The organism is Gordonia abscondita (assembly GCF_032711245.1).
Taxonomy (GTDB): Bacteria; Actinomycetota; Actinomycetes; order Mycobacteriales; family Mycobacteriaceae; genus Gordonia.
Map to the genome: position 1 here is coordinate 3,542,478 of NZ_CP128986.1, position 19,567 is coordinate 3,562,044.

18 protein-coding genes are annotated in these 19,567 nt (G+C 65.9%); 2 read left to right on the top strand and 16 right to left on the bottom strand.

What is annotated here, in order from left to right; all coding sequences use genetic code 11:
- Positions 1–2: 2 nt before the first annotated feature.
- The gene (aspS, locus tag MP11Mi_RS16610) at positions 3–1,814 is read right to left on the bottom strand and encodes an aspartate--tRNA ligase (RefSeq protein ID WP_420039978.1); all 1,812 of its coding nucleotides are present in this window, start codon (positions 1,812–1,814) and stop codon (positions 3–5) included.
- A gap of 195 nt (positions 1,815–2,009) precedes the next feature.
- Here aspS and ypfJ point away from each other — a divergent pair, with 195 nt between their 5' ends.
- A complete protein-coding gene (gene ypfJ / locus MP11Mi_RS16615; protein ID WP_420039979.1) occupies positions 2,010–2,858 on the top strand; it encodes a KPN_02809 family neutral zinc metallopeptidase in 849 nt (282 codons plus the stop codon).
- 106 nt (positions 2,859–2,964) lie between these two features.
- Here ypfJ and MP11Mi_RS16620 read toward each other — a convergent pair whose 3' ends face one another.
- The 3 genes from MP11Mi_RS16620 to MP11Mi_RS16630 all read right to left on the bottom strand — a co-directional run bounded on the left by MP11Mi_RS16620 (position 2,965) and on the right by MP11Mi_RS16630 (position 6,016).
- On the bottom strand, positions 2,965–3,906 hold the full coding sequence (locus MP11Mi_RS16620; protein WP_420039980.1) for a type IV toxin-antitoxin system AbiEi family antitoxin domain-containing protein: 942 nt from the start codon (positions 3,904–3,906) through the stop codon (positions 2,965–2,967).
- A gap of 137 nt (positions 3,907–4,043) precedes the next feature.
- Positions 4,044–5,309, bottom strand: a complete 1,266-nt coding sequence (hisS, locus tag MP11Mi_RS16625) for a histidine--tRNA ligase (protein WP_420039981.1) — start codon at positions 5,307–5,309, stop codon at positions 4,044–4,046.
- Complete coding sequence (locus MP11Mi_RS16630; RefSeq protein WP_420039982.1) at positions 5,306–6,016, bottom strand: MBL fold metallo-hydrolase; 711 nt, start codon at positions 6,014–6,016, stop codon at positions 5,306–5,308. The genes hisS and MP11Mi_RS16630 overlap by 4 nt, the downstream gene beginning before the upstream one ends.
- Before the next feature lie 126 nt (positions 6,017–6,142).
- Between MP11Mi_RS16630 and MP11Mi_RS16635 the strand changes: the two genes are divergently transcribed.
- The gene (locus MP11Mi_RS16635) at positions 6,143–7,093 is read left to right on the top strand and encodes a peptidylprolyl isomerase (protein ID WP_420039983.1); all 951 of its coding nucleotides are present in this window, start codon (positions 6,143–6,145) and stop codon (positions 7,091–7,093) included.
- A 21-nt stretch (positions 7,094–7,114) separates the two neighbouring features.
- On the opposite strand, the gene MP11Mi_RS16640 is transcribed toward MP11Mi_RS16635, so the two are convergent.
- The 12 genes from MP11Mi_RS16640 to MP11Mi_RS16695 all read right to left on the bottom strand — a co-directional run bounded on the left by MP11Mi_RS16640 (position 7,115) and on the right by MP11Mi_RS16695 (position 19,493).
- Complete coding sequence (locus MP11Mi_RS16640) at positions 7,115–9,418, bottom strand: RelA/SpoT family protein (RefSeq protein WP_420039984.1); 2,304 nt, start codon at positions 9,416–9,418, stop codon at positions 7,115–7,117.
- Between the two features lie 37 nt (positions 9,419–9,455).
- Entirely contained in the window at positions 9,456–10,049 is a 594-nt protein-coding gene (locus MP11Mi_RS16645) for an adenine phosphoribosyltransferase (protein WP_420039985.1), read from the bottom strand.
- Entirely contained in the window at positions 10,031–11,734 is a 1,704-nt protein-coding gene (locus tag MP11Mi_RS16650) for an ABC transporter substrate-binding protein (protein ID WP_420039986.1), read from the bottom strand. The genes MP11Mi_RS16645 and MP11Mi_RS16650 overlap by 19 nt, the downstream gene beginning before the upstream one ends.
- Positions 11,731–12,777, bottom strand: a complete 1,047-nt coding sequence (gene secF / locus MP11Mi_RS16655; protein WP_420039987.1) for a protein translocase subunit SecF — start codon at positions 12,775–12,777, stop codon at positions 11,731–11,733. The genes MP11Mi_RS16650 and secF overlap by 4 nt, the downstream gene beginning before the upstream one ends.
- Positions 12,774–14,372: a protein translocase subunit SecD gene (gene secD, locus MP11Mi_RS16660; protein ID WP_420039988.1), complete on the bottom strand. Its 1,599-nt coding sequence runs from the start codon at positions 14,370–14,372 to the stop codon at positions 12,774–12,776. Before secD ends, secF begins: the two co-directional genes overlap by 4 nt.
- Before the next feature lie 11 nt (positions 14,373–14,383).
- Positions 14,384–14,812, bottom strand: coding sequence for a preprotein translocase subunit YajC (gene yajC, locus MP11Mi_RS16665; protein ID WP_420039989.1), 429 nt, complete (start codon positions 14,810–14,812; stop codon positions 14,384–14,386).
- Positions 14,813–14,918: 106 nt separating this feature from the next.
- Positions 14,919–15,992, bottom strand: a complete 1,074-nt coding sequence (ruvB, locus tag MP11Mi_RS16670) for a Holliday junction branch migration DNA helicase RuvB (RefSeq protein ID WP_420039990.1) — start codon at positions 15,990–15,992, stop codon at positions 14,919–14,921.
- Positions 15,989–16,582, bottom strand: a complete 594-nt coding sequence (gene ruvA, locus MP11Mi_RS16675) for a Holliday junction branch migration protein RuvA (protein WP_420039991.1) — start codon at positions 16,580–16,582, stop codon at positions 15,989–15,991. The genes ruvB and ruvA overlap by 4 nt, the downstream gene beginning before the upstream one ends.
- A complete protein-coding gene (ruvC, locus tag MP11Mi_RS16680; protein ID WP_420039992.1) occupies positions 16,579–17,151 on the bottom strand; it encodes a crossover junction endodeoxyribonuclease RuvC in 573 nt (190 codons plus the stop codon). The genes ruvA and ruvC overlap by 4 nt, the downstream gene beginning before the upstream one ends.
- Positions 17,152–17,213: 62 nt before the next feature.
- Positions 17,214–17,969, bottom strand: a complete 756-nt coding sequence (locus tag MP11Mi_RS16685) for a YebC/PmpR family DNA-binding transcriptional regulator (RefSeq protein WP_420039993.1) — start codon at positions 17,967–17,969, stop codon at positions 17,214–17,216.
- Positions 17,970–18,033: 64 nt separating this feature from the next.
- Complete coding sequence (pdxT, locus tag MP11Mi_RS16690) at positions 18,034–18,645, bottom strand: pyridoxal 5'-phosphate synthase glutaminase subunit PdxT (protein WP_420039994.1); 612 nt, start codon at positions 18,643–18,645, stop codon at positions 18,034–18,036.
- Positions 18,642–19,493: an acyl-CoA thioesterase gene (locus MP11Mi_RS16695; protein WP_420039995.1), complete on the bottom strand. Its 852-nt coding sequence runs from the start codon at positions 19,491–19,493 to the stop codon at positions 18,642–18,644. Before MP11Mi_RS16695 ends, pdxT begins: the two co-directional genes overlap by 4 nt.
- Positions 19,494–19,567: the final 74 nt, after the last annotated feature.

Below are 19,567 nucleotides of genomic sequence, written 5' to 3' on the forward strand. Positions count from 1 at the left end.
ATTCAGGCGTTGACTGCCTGTCCCTCCTGAGCTTTGGGGCCCGGTTCGTTCTTGGGAGCGGGCTTCGCGTCGATGCCCGACTCCTTGCGCTGAGCCGCAGTGATAGGCGCGGGCGCGTCGGTGAGCGGGTCGACGCCGCCACCCGACTTCGGGAAGGCGATGACCTCGCGGATCGACGCCTCGCCTGCCAGCAGAGACGTGATGCGGTCCCAACCGAAAGCGATGCCGCCGTGCGGCGGCGCACCGTAGGCGAAGGCGTCGAGCAGGAAGCCGAACTTCTCCTGCGCCTCCTCCTCACCGATGCCCATGATCTTGAAGACGCGTTCCTGCACGTCCCGGCGGTGGATACGGATCGATCCCCCACCGATCTCGTTGCCGTTGCACACGATGTCGTAGGCGTACGCCACCGCGGCCCCCGGATCAGCTTCGAGGTCGGCCATGCACTCGGGCTTGGGCGAGGTGAACGCATGATGCACGGCGGTCCACGCGCCCGAACCGACAGCGACGTCGCCCGCGGCCGTCGCATCGTCGGCAGGCTCGAACATCGGTGCGTCGACGACCCAGGTGAACGCCCAATCGTCGTCGTTGATGAGGCCGAGCTTGTCGGCGATCTCACCCCGAGCAGCACCGAGCAGCGCACGCATCGGTTTGGTCGGTCCAGCGGCGAAGAAAATGCAGTCGCCGGGCTTCGCGCCGACATGGGCAGCGATGGTGGCGCGTTCGGTGTCGGAAATGTTCTTCGACACCGGTCCGGTGAGGGTGCCGTCCTCCTGGACCAGCACGTAGGCCAGGCCCTTCGCGCCGCGCTGCTTAGCCCATTCCTGCCACGCGTCGAGCTGGCGACGCGGCTGCGACGCTCCGCCCGCCATCACGACGGCGCCGACATACGGCGCCTTGAACACGCGGAACGGGGTGTCGGCGAAGAAATCGGTGCATTCGACGAGTTCGATGTCGAAGCGCAAATCAGGCTTGTCGCTGCCGAAACGTCGCATCGCGTCCGCGTAAGTGATACGCGGTATCGGAGTGGTGATCTCGTGGCCGATCAGCTTCCACAACGACACCAGGATCTCCTCGGCGAGGGCGATCACATCGTCCTCGTCGACGAAGCTCATCTCGATGTCGAGCTGCGTGAACTCTGGCTGGCGGTCGGCGCGGAAATCTTCGTCGCGGTAGCAGCGCGCGATTTGGTAATACCGCTCCATGCCCGCGACCATGAGCAGCTGTTTGAACAGCTGCGGGCTCTGTGGCAGCGCATAGAAGCTACCCGGCTGCAGGCGTGCGGGCACCAGGAAGTCGCGCGCACCCTCGGGAGTGGAGCGGGTGAGGGTCGGTGTCTCGATCTCGACGAAGTCGTGGCCACCGAGGACACTGCGGGCCGCGGCGCTCACCTGCGAGCGCAGACGGATCGCGCGCGCGGGCCCTTCACGACGAAGGTCCAGGTAGCGGTGGCGCAGGCGCGTCTCCTCGCCGGGCTGTTCGTCGAGCTGGAACGGCAGCGGAGCCGACTCGTTCAACACGACGAGCTCAGTGGCGTTCAGCTCGATATCGCCGGACGCGAGCGCCGGATTCTCGCTGCCTTCGGGCCGTGCCTCGACGACACCGGTCACCTGGACACAGAACTCAGCACGCAGACGGTGAGCGGCTTCGGCGACCTCGTCGTCTCGGAACACCACCTGGACCAGGCCCGAAGAGTCGCGGAGGTCGATGAACACAACCCCACCGTGGTCGCGACGTCGTGCGACCCAACCGGCAACGGTGACAGTCTGCGAGGCGTCCTCGCGGCGCAACGATCCAGCGAAATGCGTGCGGAGCACTGGGTTCCTTCCTGATAAGGACAAGATGATCTCGCCACAGTCTACGTTTCGTCTCCGACACACCGATACTCACGTCTCCGACACAGCAACACGTGCGTCTCCGACCCAGGAGCCCTTGCGTCTCCGACGCTGGGCACTCTGTTGACTCCCACCGCGATGCCCCGAAATCGGTCCTGCACCCGCTAGCCTGACTTCATGACTTTCCAGGGAAGCGGGCCGCTCGCTGGCGGCAATGTCTCGGCCGGCGGCGGAGGGGGCGGTGGACGGATCGCGATGGGCGGCGGTCTCGGCCTGGTCGTAACGGTCGTCGCCCTCCTGTTCGGCGTCAATCCTGGAGACATCATGGGCGGCGGCACGTCGTCGTCCCAGACGAGCACCGGATCGAACGCTGCGCTGCAGGAGCACATCGACAGCTGCACGATCGAACAGGCCAACACCGACGACGTCTGCCGGATCAAGGCGACGGCGATCAGTGTCAACAAGGTCTGGGGCGACCAGATGAGCGGCTACACCGAGCCGTCTGTCCAGATCTTCTCCGGGAACATCAATACCGGCTGTGGTGCGGCGTCGTCGGCGATGGGGCCGTTCTACTGTCCGGCCGACGAGACCGCGTACTTCGATCCGAGCTTCTTCAGCGAACTCAAGCGGATGGGCGGCTCAGACGGACCGCTGGCGCAGGAGTACGTCGTCGCCCACGAATTCGGCCACCATGTCGAAAACTTGACGGGTGTCCTCGCCAAGGGGCAGCGGATGGGCAATGACGGCTCGGTCCGTGTCGAACTGCAAGCCGACTGTTTGGCGGGCGTCTGGGCGCAGCACGCCGACGACGGCCCGGACGCGATGCTCGCTCCGTTGACGGACGACCAGATCGCTTCGGTGATCCAGACTGCCAAGGCCATCGGCGACGACACCATCCAGGGATCGGGTTCCAACCCGGAGGGTTGGACGCACGGGAGCGCACAACAGCGGCAACGCTGGTTCACCGTCGGCTACGAGTCCGGAAATCCGAAACGCTGCGACACGTTCGCCACCAACGACCTGTAAACGCGGCTTTCGCCGACATCCGCGGCATTGGACGACGCCAGACGCGGGTTTCGTCGACATCCGCGGCATTCAGGGGTGCTGCGGATGTAGACGGGACCCGCGGATGTCAGAGGATGCCGACGTCCTCGTAGTGGCTGCGGACGATAGAGACGACTCGCCCCGTCCGGAGGTCCTCCCAGACCCACCGAGCCACGTTGAGACCGAGGTCGCGGAGCTCGTCCTCCCGGATCTTCTCGCGGATGACGACCTCCTCCGGACTCTCCCCGTGGCGCATCTCGCGGCGGTACTTCACCAAACCGTCGAACTCTCCGACGAATTTCCCCCTAGTTCCGAAGTCGCAGAACGCAGTCCGGCCCGAGCGCAACCGGTATCGGACCTGGAGGTCCGGAACCGGTAGTCCCGCGTCAATGATCTGGGCTCTACTCCACGACTCCCCCGGCGACTCCGCCCCGCCGTCGGCGAACGACAGTGCGCGCCGCGCGAGTGCCACACCCCTGCGACTGGAGGCGAGCGCGCGTGCCATCTCGTCCCGCAGCGCCGCCCGGTCCTCCAGCACTATGCGCGACGCCAATCCGACGTCGAAAGCTGTGAGCGCCTGGGCGAAATGCCCCGCCGCGAGCGCCAGGTCCACAACGGTTCGCACCACACTCGTAACGAGGACACCGTCGACCTCGGCGATCTCGTCGTCGGCGAGGACGCCCGCGTGCACCGCGCGGCGCACCTGGTTATAGCCCCCGTCCGGTTGCCCGTTGGTCATGTGCACCCTGGAATTGTCCGGATACAGAAGGGCCAAGCCGTGCACTGCGGCGGCGGATTCGTGACTGAGCACCATCGCGCGCGGCCCGGTCGCCGCCGCGAAGCACTTGGCCCGATACAGCACCGCGGCCGCGTCCTTGCGCTCGGCGACCGCTTCGCGCGGCACATACTTGCCGCGGCCAACGACGAGCAGGAGTCCCGCCTTCACCGCCGCCGAAAGCGCACGTTCCGACGACCCGGCAGCGAGTACCGCCGACCGATCCACGATTCCATGCCTGTCCGCTGGCCACATGCGAACAGTGAACGCCCATCGACCCACAAAGACACCCCCGTTATCCACAGGGTGTACGCGCACGCACAGCCGCGGCACTCGCCGACGTCCGCAGCACTCCGCAGTGCCGCGGGCATCACCGAATCCCGCGGTTGCCCTCAGACGGCGAGTCGGCTGCGCACCTGTGCGAGGACGTCGTCGAGCGGCACCGACTGCTGTTCACCGTTCGTGAGGTCTTTGATCTCGATAGTCCGCTCGTCGAGTTCACGTTCGCCGAGGACGAGAGCCAGCCGCGCACCGGAACGGTCGGCGGCCTTCATGGCGCCCTTGAGCGCACGGTCACCGTAGGCCAGGTCGACCGAGATACCGGCGTCGCGCAGCGCTCCGGCGACACCCACCATCTCCGCCTTGGCGGCAGCACCGAGCGGAACGCCGAACACCTGGACTCGGGCCGCACCCGATACCGAGACGCCCTCGGCCTGCAATGCGAGGATCGTGCGGTCGACGCCGATGCCGAACCCAATGCCGGACAACTCCTGCTTGCCGCCGATCTGCTTCATCAAACCGTCGTAGCGTCCGCCGCCACCGATCCCCGACTGTGCGCCGAGCCCATCGTGGACGAACTCGAAAGTCGTCTTCGTGTAGTAGTCGAGCCCGCGGACCAGCCGCGGGTTGATCACATACCGCACACCGAGACGATCCAAATGAGCCTTCACCTGCTCGAAGTGTTCACGTGCCGAATCGCTCAGATGGTCGAGCATGAGCGGCGCGTCGGCCGTCGCCTCCCGCACCTCCGGCCGCTTGTCGTCGAGCACCCGCAGCGGGTTGATGCGCGCACGCTCACGCGTCGGCTCATCCAAGTCGAGGCCGAGCAGGAACTCCTGCAATATCTCCCGATACTCGGATCGGCACGTGTCATCGCCCAACGACGTCAGATCCAAGCGGTAACCGGTCAGGCCGAGCCTGCGGTAGCCCTCGTCGGCGATCGCGATGACCTCTGCGTCCAACGCCGGATCGTCGACGCCGATCGCCTCGACACCCACTTGCTGCAGTTGCCGGTAGCGGCCTGCCTGCGGACGCTCGTAGCGGAAGAACGGCCCCGAGTAGCAGAGCTTCACTGGCAGTTGCCCACGATCGAGACCGTGCTGGATCACCGCGCGCATCACGCCCGCCGTGCCTTCTGGGCGGAGCGTGACGGTGCGTCCGCCGCGATCGGCGAACGTGTACATCTCCTTGCTCACCACATCCGTCGACTCGCCGACGCCGCGCGCGAACAACGCGGTTTCCTCGAAGATCGGCAGCTCAATGTGCCCGTAACCCGCGCGATACGCCGCATCGGTCAACGCGTTGCGGACAGCGAGGAAATCCGCCGAAGCGGGCGGAAAATAGTCCGGAATGCCTTTCGGCGCGGAGAACTCGCTCACAGTCCGAATCGTCCCTTCTTCTTGGTATCTGGCAGATCGACGAGGAACGGGTTGCCGACACGTTCGGTACCGATCGTCGTCTGAGGCCCGTGACCGGGCAGAATCACCTGGTCGTCGTCGCGCGGCAGCAGTTTCGCCGCGATCGAGGCGAGTAGTTGCTGGTGACTGCCTCCAGGCAGATCGGTGCGACCGATCGAACCGTTGAACAGTACGTCCCCCGAGAAGCAGACGGAAACAGCTTCCCCCGTATCCGGGTCGACGGGTACGTCGGGAGTCAGCAGCACGCTGCCGCGCGAATGGCCCGGCGCATGGTCGACGCCCCAGCGGAAACCGGCGACGTCGACGTCCTCCCCGTCGACGAACTCGATGACCTTCTCCGGTTCGATGAACTCGAGGTCACCGATCATCGACGACAACGCCGACCCGATCCCCATCCCGGGATCGGTCAACATCGGACGGTCGTCCGCGTGAATGTAGACGGGCATCGAGTACTCATCGGCCAGTTCTTGCGCGTTCCACGTGTGGTCGAGGTGCCCGTGCGTCAGAAACACAGCGACCGGCGTGAGCGAATACTCGGCCAACGCGGCACGTACCTGTGGTGCAGCGTCCTGACCCGGGTCGATGACGACGGCGTCCAAACCTGGCGCCGACGCCACCAGATAACAGTTGGTCTGGAACGCTCCAGCCGGGAATCCAGCGATCAGCACGGACGCCACCCTTCTCTCGTGTGTCGAACCCATTGTCTCATCGAGCGATCAGGCCTCTGCGATAGCATGGGGCGGCCCCGCGCGGACTCTCGCCCGCGGACACCGCTTATAGGAGGTTCCACCAGCGTGTCGACCAACGAAGAGCGTCGCGACGCCGCCCGCCGCAAGCTCGAAGAACGGCTTGAGCGCGAGAAGCAGGCCGCGAAGAGGCGTCGACTCTCGATGATCGCCGCAGCAGGCGTCGTCGTCGTCGCCATCGCAGCCGTCGGCGGATACTTCTGGTGGCGCTCCTGGGACAACGACCGACACACTGTGTGCGACTACGCGGATGCTCCCGCAGACCTCCAGAGTCAGATCAAGAGCGTCGAGGCGATGCTGCCGCAGCTGGACGCGGCGAAGAAGCCGGAAGCTGAAGCGTACTTGACCACCCTCCGTGACGGAGCCAAAGATCAGCGGACGTCCCCGAAGCCGGAGTCCCGGACTCGCAACTCGGGTGCCGCCGAACTGACCCTCGGCACCAATATGGGCGACGTCGCCATCGACCTCGACCGCGGCCACGCACCGTGCAACGTCAACGCCGTCATCTCGCTCGCGAACGACGGCTACTACAACGGAACCACCTGCTACCGGCTCGCCGACAGCCAGAACATCGCGGGCCTGCAATGCGGCGATCCGACCCGCACCAGTGCGGGTTCGCCGGGATGGAACTCGCCGGACGAAGCACCCGACTTCCTCGGCACGACTCCGCCGGACCCACAGATGGCGCAACTCGGCATGACCGAAGGCCAGATCACCTATCCGCGCGGCACCGTCGCCGTCATCAATTCGAACAATCCTCAGGCGCAGGATCCGGCCCAGCAGTCGAATACCGGCAACGCGAACTTCATCATCTTCACCAGGGATTCGACGTCCACGACGCCGCTGTCGGTGATCGGCAAGGCTTCCCCGGACGGCATCAAGGTCATTGACGAGGTCATGAAGCAAGGTGTCGCCATCGGCCCCGGATCGACTAAGGAGAACGGCGTTCCGAAGGCGAACCTGGAGATCAAGACGGCGTCGGTCAGCGACGACGACTGACATGCGGTCTGCCGGGTGGCCTCAGCCTGCTGACGTCACCCGGTAGACGTCGTACACGCCTTCGACATTGCGGACCACGTTGAGGACGTGACCGAGATGTTTCGGGTCGCCCATCTCGAAGGTAAACCGGCTGATCGCGACACGGTCGCGGCTCGTCGTCAGTGACGCCGACAGCAGGTTGACGCGCTCGTCGGCCAGAACCCTCGTCACATCGGACAGCAGCCGGTGACGGTCGAGTGCCTCCACCTGGATCGCGACGAGGAATACTGCGGTCGTCGTCGCCGCCCAACTGACCGGGACGAGTCGTTCCGGCTGCGTCCGCAACTCCTCGGAGTTGGTGCAGTCGGCGCGGTGGACACTGACGCCGCCGCCGCGGGTCACGAAGCCCAGAATCTCGTCGCCCGGCACCGGGGTGCAGCATTTGGCGAGCTTGACGAGTACATTATCGATGCCTTCGACGACCACACCGCTGTCACCCGAACTCGGGCGGGCGCTCTGCGTCGACGACGGTGTCGCCCGATTCGCTATCTCGTCCTCGGCCGCCTCGACACCGCCGAGCATCGCCACCAGCCGGTGCACCATGCGTCCGGCGGGAACATGTCCCTCGCCAACCGCTGTGTAGAGGGCGTCGACGTCGTTGAAGCCGAACTCCTTCGCGACAGACGTCACCGACTCACCAGACAGGAGACGGTGCAGCGGCAACCCGCCGCGGCGCACCTCCTTGACGATCGCGTCCTTACCCGCTTCGAGCGCTTCCTCGCGGCGTTCCTTCGCGAACCACTGACGGATCTTGGCCTTCGCCCGGGGTGAGACGACGAAGTTCTGCCAGTCCTTGCTCGGGCCTGCGGTCTCCGCTTTCGACGTAAAGACCTCGATGACCTCGCCGTTCTCCAGCGGTCGTTCCAATGCGACGAGGCGACCGTTGACGCGTGCGCCGATGCAGCGGTGCCCGACCTCGGTGTGGACGGCGTAGGCGAAGTCGACCGGCGTCGAGCCCGCGGGCAAGGTGATCACGTCGCCCTTCGGGGTGAAGACGAAGATCTCCCGGACGGCCAGGTCGTAACGCAACGATTCGAGGAACTCCCCCGGGTCCGCGGCTTCGCGTTGCCAGTCGAGAAGCTGCCGCATCCACGCCATATCGTCGACTTCGGCGACATCGGTCGCCTTGCGGCCCTTGCCTTTCCGGCCCTCCTTGTAGCGCCAATGGGCGGCGATGCCGAACTCGGCGGTCCGGTGCATCTCGTGGGTGCGGATCTGGATCTCCAGAGGTTTGCCCTCCGGACCGATCACCGTCGTGTGCAGCGACTGGTACACGCCGAAGCTCGGCTGGGCGATGTAGTCCTTGAAGCGGCCGGCCATCGGCTGCCACAGCGAGTGGACGACGCCGATCGCGGCGTAACAATCCCGGACCTCGTCGCACAGGATGCGCATTCCGACGAGGTCGTGGATGTCGTCGAAGTCCTTACCGCGGACGATCATCTTCTGATAGATCGACCAATAGTGCTTCGGGCGTCCTTCGACGTTCGCCTGGATGTGAGCTCCGCCGAGCGCGTTGTCGAGGTCGGCGCGCACACGTGCCAGGTACGTGTCGCGACTCGGCGCACGATCGGCGACGAGCCGCACGATCTCCTCGTACTTCTTCGGGTGCAGGATCGCGAACGCGAGATCCTCCAACTCCCATTTCACGGTCGCCATACCGAGACGATGCGCGAGTGGCGCGATCACTTCCAGCGTCTCGCGGGCTTTGCGGGCCTGCTTCTCGGGCGGCAGGAAGCGCATGGTCCGCATGTTGTGCAGGCGGTCGGCGACCTTGATCACGAGCACACGCGGATCACGGGCCATCGCGATGATCATCTTGCGGATCGTCTCGCCTTCGGCAGCGCTGCCGAGCGCGACCTTGTCGAGTTTCGTCACGCCGTCGACGAGGTGCGCGACCTCCGCGCCGAAGTCACTCTCGAGTTGCTCGAGCGAGTACTCAGTGTCCTCGACGGTGTCATGCAGCAGCGCGGCGACCAACGTCGTCGTGTCCATCCCGAGGTCGGCGAGAATTGTTGCGACCGCCAGCGGATGCGTGATGTACGGATCCCCGGACTTTCGCATCTGACCGGTGTGATGCTGTTCGGCGACCTCATATGCCTGCTGGAGGACTGCTACGTCGGCCTTCGGGTACACGCTGCGGTGGAGCGTGACGAGCGGCTCCAAGACCTGCGCGACGCCGCCACGCGGCGCCGCTGTCATGCGGCGCGCGAGTCGAGCCCGCACGCGCCGAGAGCTCAATGGTGCAGCTGTGTCTTCGCTGCGGCGCGCGGCGTCCGGTTCACTCATGCTGCGAGTCTAAGTCACTCACGGGCAGTGATTCACATCACCCTTCGCAGAGGTTGTGCACGCGCACTGCGCCACCACCTGCTGCTTCGAGTCGCGGGCGCCCCGGGAATCCGCTCAACTCCATGACGACCGCGACGTCCGACACCTTCGCGCCGACCTGATTGAAGAGATCCAGTGTGGCGCACAGGGTTCCACCGGTCGCTAGAACATCGTCGACGACCGCGATCCGACGCCCGGCGAACTCGATACCCGATGCGGGAACCTCCAGGCGAGCCGAACCGTATTCGAGGTCGTAGTCGACGCCGACGACCGGGGGTGGAAGCTTGCCGCCCTTACGTACCGCGACGACGCCGACGCCGAGATGGTGGGCCACCGCACCGCCGAGCAGGAAGCCGCGCGCGTCGATGCCCGCGATGAGTTCGGCGCCCGCGCACGCGTCGGCGAGCGCCGCCGTCACGGCTCGCAGGCCGTCAGGCGCCGCAAGCACTGGTGTCAGATCCTTGAACGCAACGCCCGGCTCGGGAAAGTCCGGAACGAGCCGAGCGTGCGCGTCGATGGACCGGCGTGCCTGGTCGAGTCGAGCCTGGACACCGTTCGCGGCCGCGTCGACAGTCATCGGGTCATTCCCCATCGATCCATGTTCCATCCGGTTCCGGAGCGCCCCATACCGGGCACCATGCGGTGCACCGCGGCGGACGCGTCGCGCCCGCGCACGGTGCCGTAAAGCGGGATCGTGGGCAACTGGTCCCACGCCTGAGTATCGATCGTGCGCAGGAACGGCAGGCGCGCGCTGTCGCTGGCGGTCTCGGAGAGCCCGGTGATCGCCTGGCCTACGGCGGTACTGCGGTAGCCGGACAAGTTGAGGGGATCGCCGGGATACAGCGCATAGGCGGCCGGGATGCCGCTGGCGGTGCCCGCCGCGGCGAATGTGTCGCCGGACATGAGCAGCGCATCGACCTTCTTGCCGAGCCCGGCCACCGAAAGGTCCGGTGACGATGCGTCCGTCACAGTGATGCCCGCACCGACGCAAGCGTCGGCAATGGTCTTCACGACAGCGGCCGACGTCGCACTGCCCGCCGGGTAGCCGATCCGGATCACCGGCTTGGCACGGCGTCCGTTCTCGTCTGCGGCCCGCTGCTCGAGCAGGGTGCGGGCACGCGCGACGTTCGATCTCGGGTAGCGGCGACCGAACTGGACGTTCAACGACGGTCCGAGCGCGTCCGCGGGCGACGCACTGTGCAGACTCCACACGACGCCGTTGGAGCCGTGTTCGCGGGCCAGCCTGTCACGAGGCATGCAGGTGGCGAGCGCCTGCCGGACTTTGAGGTCGGCGGCCACCCCGGTATCAGCGAACACGAGGTTCGTCACCGCGAGCGGTGCGATATCGCGTGCGGCACTGCGATCGGTGTCCGTCGCCCCTGGCTCGCGGCCGGCGACCTTATCGGCGAGCGCCAGGTCGGCGGTGTCCGCGACGTCGACGGCTCCGTCGTCGACCGCTTTCGTGCCGTCGGTGCCGAGCGGCCAGACGGTGACGTCACCGAGTACCGGCTTTTGCCCCCACCACTTGTCGTTGGCGACCAGCCGCAGACCACGGTCGGCGCTGTAGCTCTGGATGCGGTAGGGGCCGGAGGCGACGAACTTCTCGGGATCGATCTCGTCGCCGGGCGCGATCTTGAACCCGGTGTTCCACGCCTGCGAGATCTTCGCGATCGCGGCGCGGTTCTTGCCGTTCAGCGTGCCGACGACGTCTGGCACGCCTGCGATCCGCCCGACGACGTGCGCGGGCAGCAGGGTGCCCGCACCGAAGAGGCCGCGCCATTCCCGGAAGTCGCTGTTCTTGGCGAAAGTGACGGTCGCCGTCTTCGCGCCGGGCGTGCAGTCGACCTTGTCGATGTCGCGGTAGCCCGCGTTGGTTGCCGCGTCGAAGCCGCGCACCCGGCCGCCGAGCGCGGTCGCCGCGAGCACGAGGTCGTCGCACACCATCGGTTTACCGTCCGAGAAGACGGCGTCCTGGCTGAAGTCGTAGCGGACGGTCATCGGCGCTGTCTCGGTGAGCGTCGCGGTGCCGACATCGCGGTCGGCGACAATCTGCCCGTCCGGTCCGATGAGGGAGAAGCCCGGCAGTACGCGGGTCAATGCCATCAGCGCGCCATCGGCGTATCCGTCGCGGGTGCTGACGTTGTAGTCCGATACCCGTGCATCGGTCAGGTAGTCGATGCTCGAGCCCTCCTCGTCACCGCACGCAACGAGAAGGGTGCCCGCGGCCGCGAGTGCCGCGGCGATCGCTGCGACCCTTCGCAGCCGCGGACCGATCATGCGCTCGCCACCTTCTCTCGGCGGGCGAGCACCTTGGCCGTGTGCCGTTTGACGTCCTTGCGGCGCTCCTTGAGCGACACCAGGATCGGCGACGCGAGGAACACCGACGAGTACGTGCCGACGACGACGCCGACCAACTGGATCAGCGCGAGATCCTTGAGCGTGCCGACTCCGAGCATCCACACCGCGACGATCATCAACGCGATGATCGGCAGGACCGAGATGACAGTCGTATTGATCGACCGCATCAGAGTCTGGTTGACGGCGAGGTTCGTCTGTTCGGCGTACGTTCGCCGCGACGTCGCGAAGACCGATCTGGTGTTCTCCTCGACCTTGTCGAACACGACCACCGTGTCGTACACGGAGAATCCGAGGACGGTGAGCAGGCCGATGACCATCGCGGGAGTCACCTCCCAACCGACGATCGAATACACGCCTGCGGTGGCGACCACGTCGAACAGCAGCGATACGAGAGCGGCCGCGGACATCTCCCGGTCGAACCGGACCGCAATGTAGATGAAGACGACGACCAGGAACACGAGGAGCGCGATCACCATCTTGCGGGTGATCTCCTTGCCCCACGTGGAACTCACGTCCGAACTGCTGACATCGGCCACTGTCACGTCGGGTTTGAAGGCTTCGGCGAACGCGTGCGCGAGTTTCGACGCATCCTGCGCCGACATCGTCTCGGTGCGCAGCTGGATCGTCGCGGCTGAGCCCGAACCCGCGGTCTGCGCCGACTCTGGACTTTGTCCCAGCGTCTTGGCGAATACATCACTCGCCGAATCTGTCGTGACCGACGCCGATGCGGGCAGCGACACCTGGGTGCCACCCTCGAAATCGATACCCGGCGTGAACCCCCGGAAGATCATCGACAGCAGACAGATCAGCATGATCGCCGCGGAGATCACGTACCACATCTTGCGTTTGCCGACGACGTCGAAGGCTCCGGTGCCGGTGTAGAGCCGGGACAGGAACGACTGGTTCTTCGCCGCGACGTAGTCTTCGTCGGCCCAGACGGTCGTGGGCTTCTCGTCGCTCACAGCGTGTCCTCTCCTGCGCCCGACCGCTTATTCGCGGTGGCGCGACGTCTTCGCGCGACTTCCGAGATCGCGCCGAGGCCATTGATGCTCGGACGAGACAGGAAGTCCGTGCGGCTCGCCAGCACAACCATCGGATGCGTCACCAGGAACACGATCACGACGTCGATGATGGTGGTCAGGCCGAGGGTGAATGCGAAGCCCTTGACCTGGCCGACCGCAAGAAAGTAGATAATAGCCGCGGCGATGAAGCTGACTGCGTTACCGGTCCAGACGGTACGGCGGGCGCTCTGCCAGCCACGGTTGACCGCCGACCGGAACGATCTGCCTTCGCGCATCTCGTCCTTTATTCGTTCGAAGTAGACGACGAACGAGTCTGCGGTCATGCCGATGCCGATGATCAGGCCGGCGATGCCGGAAAGGTCGAGGGTGAACCCGATCCAGCGGCCGAGCAGAATGATCAGGCCGTAGACCATCGCCGACGCGAGGATCAACGACAGGAAAGTCAGGAAGCCCAGCATCCGGTAGTACAGCAGCGCGTACAGCAGGACGGCGAGCAGACCGATGGCGCCCGCGATCAAGCCCGCGCGCAGCGACGACAGGCCAAGAGTCGCGGAAACGGTCTGCGCGTCCGACGTCTCGAACGACAGTGGCAGCGAACCGTATTGGAGCGCGTTGGCGAGTTCCTTAGCGTCAGACTGGGTGAAGTCGCCGGAGATCTCGGTGGTGCCGATGATGGCCGAGTTGATCGTCGCGGCGCTGACTACCTGGGTGTCCAGGACAGTCGCGGTGACCTTTCCGACGTTCTTCCCCGTGTAGTCGGCCCACGTCTTCTTGCCGTCGCCCTTGTAGTCGACCGCGACGACCCACTGGCCGCCCTCATTCTGTTGGGCTTTCGCCTTGTCGACGTCGGTGCCCTTGATGATCATCGGCTCGAGCAGATACACCTGCCCGTCCTTGTCACCACACGAGACGAGGTATTGGTCGGGCTTGTCGTAGCCGACGAGCGGGTCGACGGCGTCCGGCGAACAGTTGACCTTCGCCATCTCTGCCTGCAGGCGCTGCATCTCGGCCTGGTCGGCGCCCGCGGGCGCCTGCCTGGCTTTGCGCGCGGCGTCGATCGCCGCCGTCTGCTCCTCCGACGTCATCTCGGAGACCTTCTTGGCGTTCGGGTCGGTCTTCTGCGGTGTCGCGGGCGCCTGCGTGACGACCGGGCGGATGTACAGTCGTGCGGTCTGCGCGAGGGACCTGGCCTGCTTGCCGTCGTCGCCGGGAACCGTGATGACGAGAGTGCTGCCGTTGACGACCACTTCGGAGCCGCCGACGCCCAGTCCGTCGACACGCTGCTCGATGATCTGGCGTGCGAGGTCGAGCTGAGACTTGTCTGGAGCCTGACCGTTCTCGGTGCGCGCCGTCAGGACGACACGCGTGCCGCCTTGCAGATCGATACCGAGTTTCGGCTCCGCTTTATGGTCACCGGTGGCGAACACGAGCACGAAGATCAGCGCAAGAACGCCGACGAACCCGAGGAGCGGCGCCCACGGCGATGTCTCTCGCTGCGCCTTGCGTCGCGCGGTGAGTGGGTTGTTACTGCTCACGTCTCGGCAGCCTACTTCTCTTCGGGCTTATCGTCGCCCGACACGTCATTAGACTTGTCGAGGTTCGGCTTGCCGGGCTGCGAATCGGTCGAGTCGACGTCGAGCCCTTCGAGACTGTCCGGCACCTGGAAGTCGTCAGCGTTGTGGTCCAGCTCCGACATCTGTCCGTCGTCCGGTGTATCCGTGACGGATTCGCGGATGGCGAGGCGGTTCCACTCGGTAATCACACCGGGCGCGATCTCGATCTGGACGACGGTGTCGTCCGAAGCGTCGACGACCACCCCGAACAGACCGGACTGCAGTTGAACGCGCGTACCCGGTCCGATAGCCGACTGCATGCCGGCGACAGCTGCAGCCCGCTTCTTCTGGTTGCGGACGCTCACGAACATGAAGACCGCCATCGCCGCCAGCATTAGCGGGATGATCAATGAGGATGACATGGCCTCCAGTGTGCCAGGCCCGCCGCCGACGCCGTGCAGCGCACACGCGGATACCTGTCGATCACCTCGTGATCGCCGACGCACATCGACCGATCCTGAGGATCTTTCAGTCGAACAGGGTCTCCTCGCGTGCACGAACACCGTGCGCCTGATCAATGGCGTCCGGCGGCGCTTGCAGACCGAGGTGGTTCCACGCCGCGCCGGTCGCAACCCGGCCGCGCGGCGTGCGTGCAATCATCCCCGCACGGACCAGGAAGGGTTCGCACACTTCTTCGACAGTCGCCGGCTCTTCGCCGACAGCGACGGCGAGCGTCGATACACCGACCGGTCCCCCGCCGAATCCGCGGACCAAGGCACCGAGTACCGCGCGGTCGAGCCGGTCTAACCCCAACCCGTCGACGTCGTACACCGCAAGGGCCGCCCGCGCCGTCTCGATGTCGACTCGACCGTCTCCCCGGACTTCCGCGTAGTCGCGGACGCGCCGCAGCAGACGGTTGGTGATGCGAGGCGTTCCGCGTGAACGACCCGCGACCTCGGTGGCAGCGGCCGTGTCGAGATCGATGCCGAGGATCTTCGCGGATCGAACCAGGACGCGCACGAGCTCGGCCGGCTCGTAAAACTCCATGTGGGCGGTGAAGCCGAAGCGGTCGCGTAGCGGACCGGTCAACGCTCCCGACCGGGTAGTCGCACCGACCAGGGTGAACGGTGCGACCTCCAGCGGGATCGACGTCGCGCCGGGCCCCTTGCCGACGACGACGTCGACGCGGAAGTCCTCCATCGCGAGATAGAGCATCTCCTCGGCGGGCCGGGCGATCCGGTGAATCTCGTCGATGAACAGGACGTCGCCTTCGACGAGGTTCGAGAGCATCGCCGCGAGGTCGCCCGCCCGTTCCAATGCCGGACCGGAGGTGATGCGGATGGCCGCACCCATCTCGCTCGCGATGATCATCGCGAGGGACGTCTTGCCTAGGCCCGGAGGGCCCGATAGCAGGATATGGTCCGGGGTGCTGCCGCGCGCGCGAGCCGCGTGCAACACGAGTTCGAGCTGTTCGCGAACTTTCGGCTGGCCGATGAAGTCGCCGAGACTACTCGGCCGCAGGCTGGCGTCGAGGTCGCGGTCTGCGGGAACCTCCTCCGGTGCCAGGAAGTCGTCGGGCGGACCCTCGAACTCACCGGTCATCGCCGCGGACCGAGCCCGGCGAGAGCATTGCGTAACAGCGTGGACGAGTCGGCGTGGGGTTCCTGGGCGAGCACCGCAGCGACCGCCTGCTGTGCGGCATTCTCAGTGAAACCGAGTCCGACGAGCGCTTCGGCGACCTGGGCGCCCGCGCCACTCGCGGGCGCACCCGGCACGCTCGACCCGCCGGGCGCGGCGTCGACCTTGTCACGTAGTTCGACGACGAGGCGTTCGGCGACCCGCTTACCGATGCCGGGGACCGCAGTCAGCGCTTTTGCATCCGAGTCGGCGAGAGCTCGACGCAGACTGTCGGGTTCAAGGACGGCCAACGTCGCCATAGCCAGCCGCGGACCGACACCGGTGACCGTCTGCAGCAGGCCGAACAGGTCACGGGCGGCGGGATCGGTGAACCCATAAAGGGTCATCGAGTCCTCGCGAACAATCATCGACGTCAACAACCGAGTGTGCTTGCCGCGCACCAACTTTCCGAGCGTCGGCGGGGTCGCGAGGACACGGTATCCCACACCAGCGCATTCGACGACGACGTGGTCGAGAGCGATGTCGACGACTTCTCCGGACACGGACGCGATCATCGCGCTGCAGCCTCCTCTCGTGCCGCCTTCAGGCGCGCACGATGACGGTCCTGGGCGGCTTTGGCTTTGGCCGCCGCCGCTTCCATCCGTTCGTTGATCGGGCCACGCCAGCAGTGGCACACCGCGAGAGCCAGCGCGTCAGCCGCGTCCGCAGGCTTCGGCGGCGTCTGCATGCCGAGGATTCGCGTGATCATCATCGTCACCTGCGCCTTGTCGGCGCGACCGGATCCGGTGACCGCGGCTTTCACCTCGGACGGCGTGTGAAAGCGCACGGGTATGTCGCGTTGGGCGGCCGCGAGCGCAACGACACCCGCAGCCTGAGCGGTGCCCATGGCCGTGCTCACCTGTCGTTGTGCGAACACCCGCTCGATCGCGACCACGTCCGGCCGGTGTGTGTCCAGCCAGTCTTCGACCGCACGATGGATCGCCAGGAGACGCTCGGCGAGATCCATGTCGGACGGGGTGCGGACGACATCGACGTCGAGCGCGGTGACCTTGCGACCGTTCCCCGACTCGACCAGTGCGACACCGCATCTAGTCAGACCCGGGTCTACCCCCATCACACGCACGCGTACCGACCTCCAGACAACCGTGCCGCTTCGGATACGGCGAACGTTTGTTCGATATCCTATCAGTCGTTCTCAAGCTCGGCGAGTACCTCGTCGCTCACGTCGACGTTGCTGTAGACGTCCTGCACGTCGTCGGAGTCTTCGAGCGCGTCGATGAGTTTGAACATCTTGCGGGCGCCGTCGGCATCCACCGCGACCTCGACCGATGCGCGGAAGTCGGGCTCGGCCGAGTCGTAGTCAATGCCCGCCTCCTGAAGCGCGGTACGAACGGCGACCAGATCGCCCGGCTCGCTCACGACCTCGAAGGACTCGCCGAGGTCAGTGACCTCTTCGGCTCCCGCGTCGAGCACCGCCATCAGGACGTCGTCCTCGGTCTGATCACCCTTCTCCAGCGTCACGACGCCCTTGCGGGTGAACAGATACGAGACCGAACCGGGATCGGCCATGTTGCCGCCGTTGCGGGTCATCGCGGTGCGGACCTCGCCAGCCGCACGGTTGCGATTGTCGGTCAGGCACTCGATGAGGATCGCGACTCCGTTGGGACCGTAGCCCTCGTACATGATGGTCTGCCAGTCGGAGCCGCCGCCCTCTTCGCCGCCACCGCGCTTGCGAGCCCGCTCGATGTTGTCGTTGGGCACCGACGACTTCTTCGCTTTCTGGATCGCGTCGAAGAGAGTCGGGTTGCCTGCCGGATCACCACCACCCGTGCGGGCAGCCACCTCGATGTTCTTGATCAGCTTGGCGAACATCTTGCCGCGCTTGGCATCGATGACCGCCTTCTTGTGCTTGGTGGTGGCCCATTTGGAATGGCCGCTCATGGTGGTGATCCCTTCCGTTTACGCTCGCTCGACGTCGCACGACGAGCGGAGTGACTGTCAGATTCTACGCTGTGCCAACCAGGTCGACGAAGTACCCGTGGACTCGATGATCTCCGGTGACCTCCGGATGGAACGACGTGGCCAGCACATTTCCTTGACGCACCGCGACGACGCGCCCGGTGGCCGGCCCACTCGGCACGGTTGCCAGGATCTCAACTCCGTCGCCGACCGACTCCACCCACGGCGCCCGGATGAACACTGCGCGCATCGGCGCGGCATCGGGCAGATCGGTGATGCCGGTGAACTCAAGGTCGGTCTCGAACGATTCGACCTGTCGGCCGAACGCGTTGCGGCGGACTGTGACATCGAGGGCATCGAGGTGGCGCGCGTCTGCGCGCGTGTCGAGAATGTTCGACGCGAGCATGATCATCCCCGCACACGAACCGTATGCGGGCATTCCGTCGCGGAGCCGAGCGACGAGCGGATCGTACAAGTCGAAGACGCCGAGCAGTCGGCTCATCGTTGTCGATTCGCCGCCCGGAATCACCAGGCCGTCGACCCGGTCGAGTTCGCTCGCACGACGAACCTCGAGCACGTCGGCTCCGGCGGCCGCCAATGCTTCGGCGTGTTCGCGGACATCGCCCTGCAGCGCGAGGACACCGATCAGCGGACTCACTGGCGCTCCGCCATGAAGCTCGCCTTCTGCGCTGGCACCCCGGTCCTGGTGAGCCCCTCCTGGGTCACCGCGGCCACCATGCGACCCGCCCGATCGTAGATTCGCCCCTGCGTGAGTGCGCGGGCACCGCTCGCCGACGGCGACGTCTGGTCGTACAGCAACCAGTCGTCGGCACGGAACGGCCGCAGGAACCACATCGCATGGTCGAGGGATGCGCTCTGCAGGACCACGCCCCGATGTGCGACGTTTGACGAACCGAGGAGCGTCATATCGCTCATGTACGCGAGGGTGCAGACGTGAAGGAGTTGGTCGTCGGGCAGCGGCTTGCGGTAGCGGAACCATACGCGCTGTTGGGACGCGAACCAGCCGTGCTTGACGAGTTGGTCCTCGGGGACCACGCGCACGTCGAAGTTGTCCCACTCGGCACGCAATGCTTTGGCCGGCCCCTCCAGTTCACTTCCGTCTGGCAGCGACTCTGGGTCGGGTGCGGGCGGCATCGTGTCTTGATGCTCGATTCCCTCGTCGCCGGCGACATGGAACGACGCCGACATCGAGAAGATGGTCTCGCCGTTCTGCACGCCGTTCACCCGGCGGGTGACGAACGAGCGGCCGTCGCGAATCCGGTCGACGAGGAAGACCGTCGGCTGATCGGGCTTGCCCGGCCGCAGAAAATATCCGTGCAGGGAGTGCACGCGGAACTGCACGCCGACCGTCCGGGTGGCCGCGACGAGCGCCTGCCCGGCCACCTGCCCACCGAAGGTGCGACGCAACGCACTCGCGAAAACGCTGCTCCGGAAGATGTCGTCGTCGATGCGCTCGACGGCCAAGATGTCTTCGATGTCTGCCACGATTGCGTATTATCCCTCACTCGGGATGCGGCCACGTCGTTCACCCCGCTGCGCGGATCGTTACCCGTCGGTAG

What these genes read in the sequence shown, in the direction of transcription:
- ypfJ (WP_420039979.1), top strand. Translation starts at nt 2,010, where the DNA reads ATGACTTTCCAGGGAAGCGGGCCGCTCGCTGGCGGCAATGTCTCGGCC.
- MP11Mi_RS16620 (WP_420039980.1), bottom strand. Translation starts at nt 3,906, where the DNA reads ATGTGGCCAGCGGACAGGCATGGAATCGTGGATCGGTCGGCGGTACTC.
- MP11Mi_RS16640 (WP_420039984.1), bottom strand. Translation starts at nt 9,418, where the DNA reads ATGAGTGAACCGGACGCCGCGCGCCGCAGCGAAGACACAGCTGCACCA.
- MP11Mi_RS16645 (WP_420039985.1), bottom strand. Translation starts at nt 10,049, where the DNA reads ATGGGGAATGACCCGATGACTGTCGACGCGGCCGCGAACGGTGTCCAG.
- MP11Mi_RS16650 (WP_420039986.1), bottom strand. Translation starts at nt 11,734, where the DNA reads ATGATCGGTCCGCGGCTGCGAAGGGTCGCAGCGATCGCCGCGGCACTC.
- yajC (WP_420039989.1), bottom strand. Translation starts at nt 14,812, where the DNA reads ATGTCATCCTCATTGATCATCCCGCTAATGCTGGCGGCGATGGCGGTC.
- ruvB (WP_420039990.1), bottom strand. Translation starts at nt 15,992, where the DNA reads ATGACCGGTGAGTTCGAGGGTCCGCCCGACGACTTCCTGGCACCGGAG.
- ruvA (WP_420039991.1), bottom strand. Translation starts at nt 16,582, where the DNA reads ATGATCGCGTCCGTGTCCGGAGAAGTCGTCGACATCGCTCTCGACCAC.
- MP11Mi_RS16685 (WP_420039993.1), bottom strand. Translation starts at nt 17,969, where the DNA reads ATGAGCGGCCATTCCAAATGGGCCACCACCAAGCACAAGAAGGCGGTC.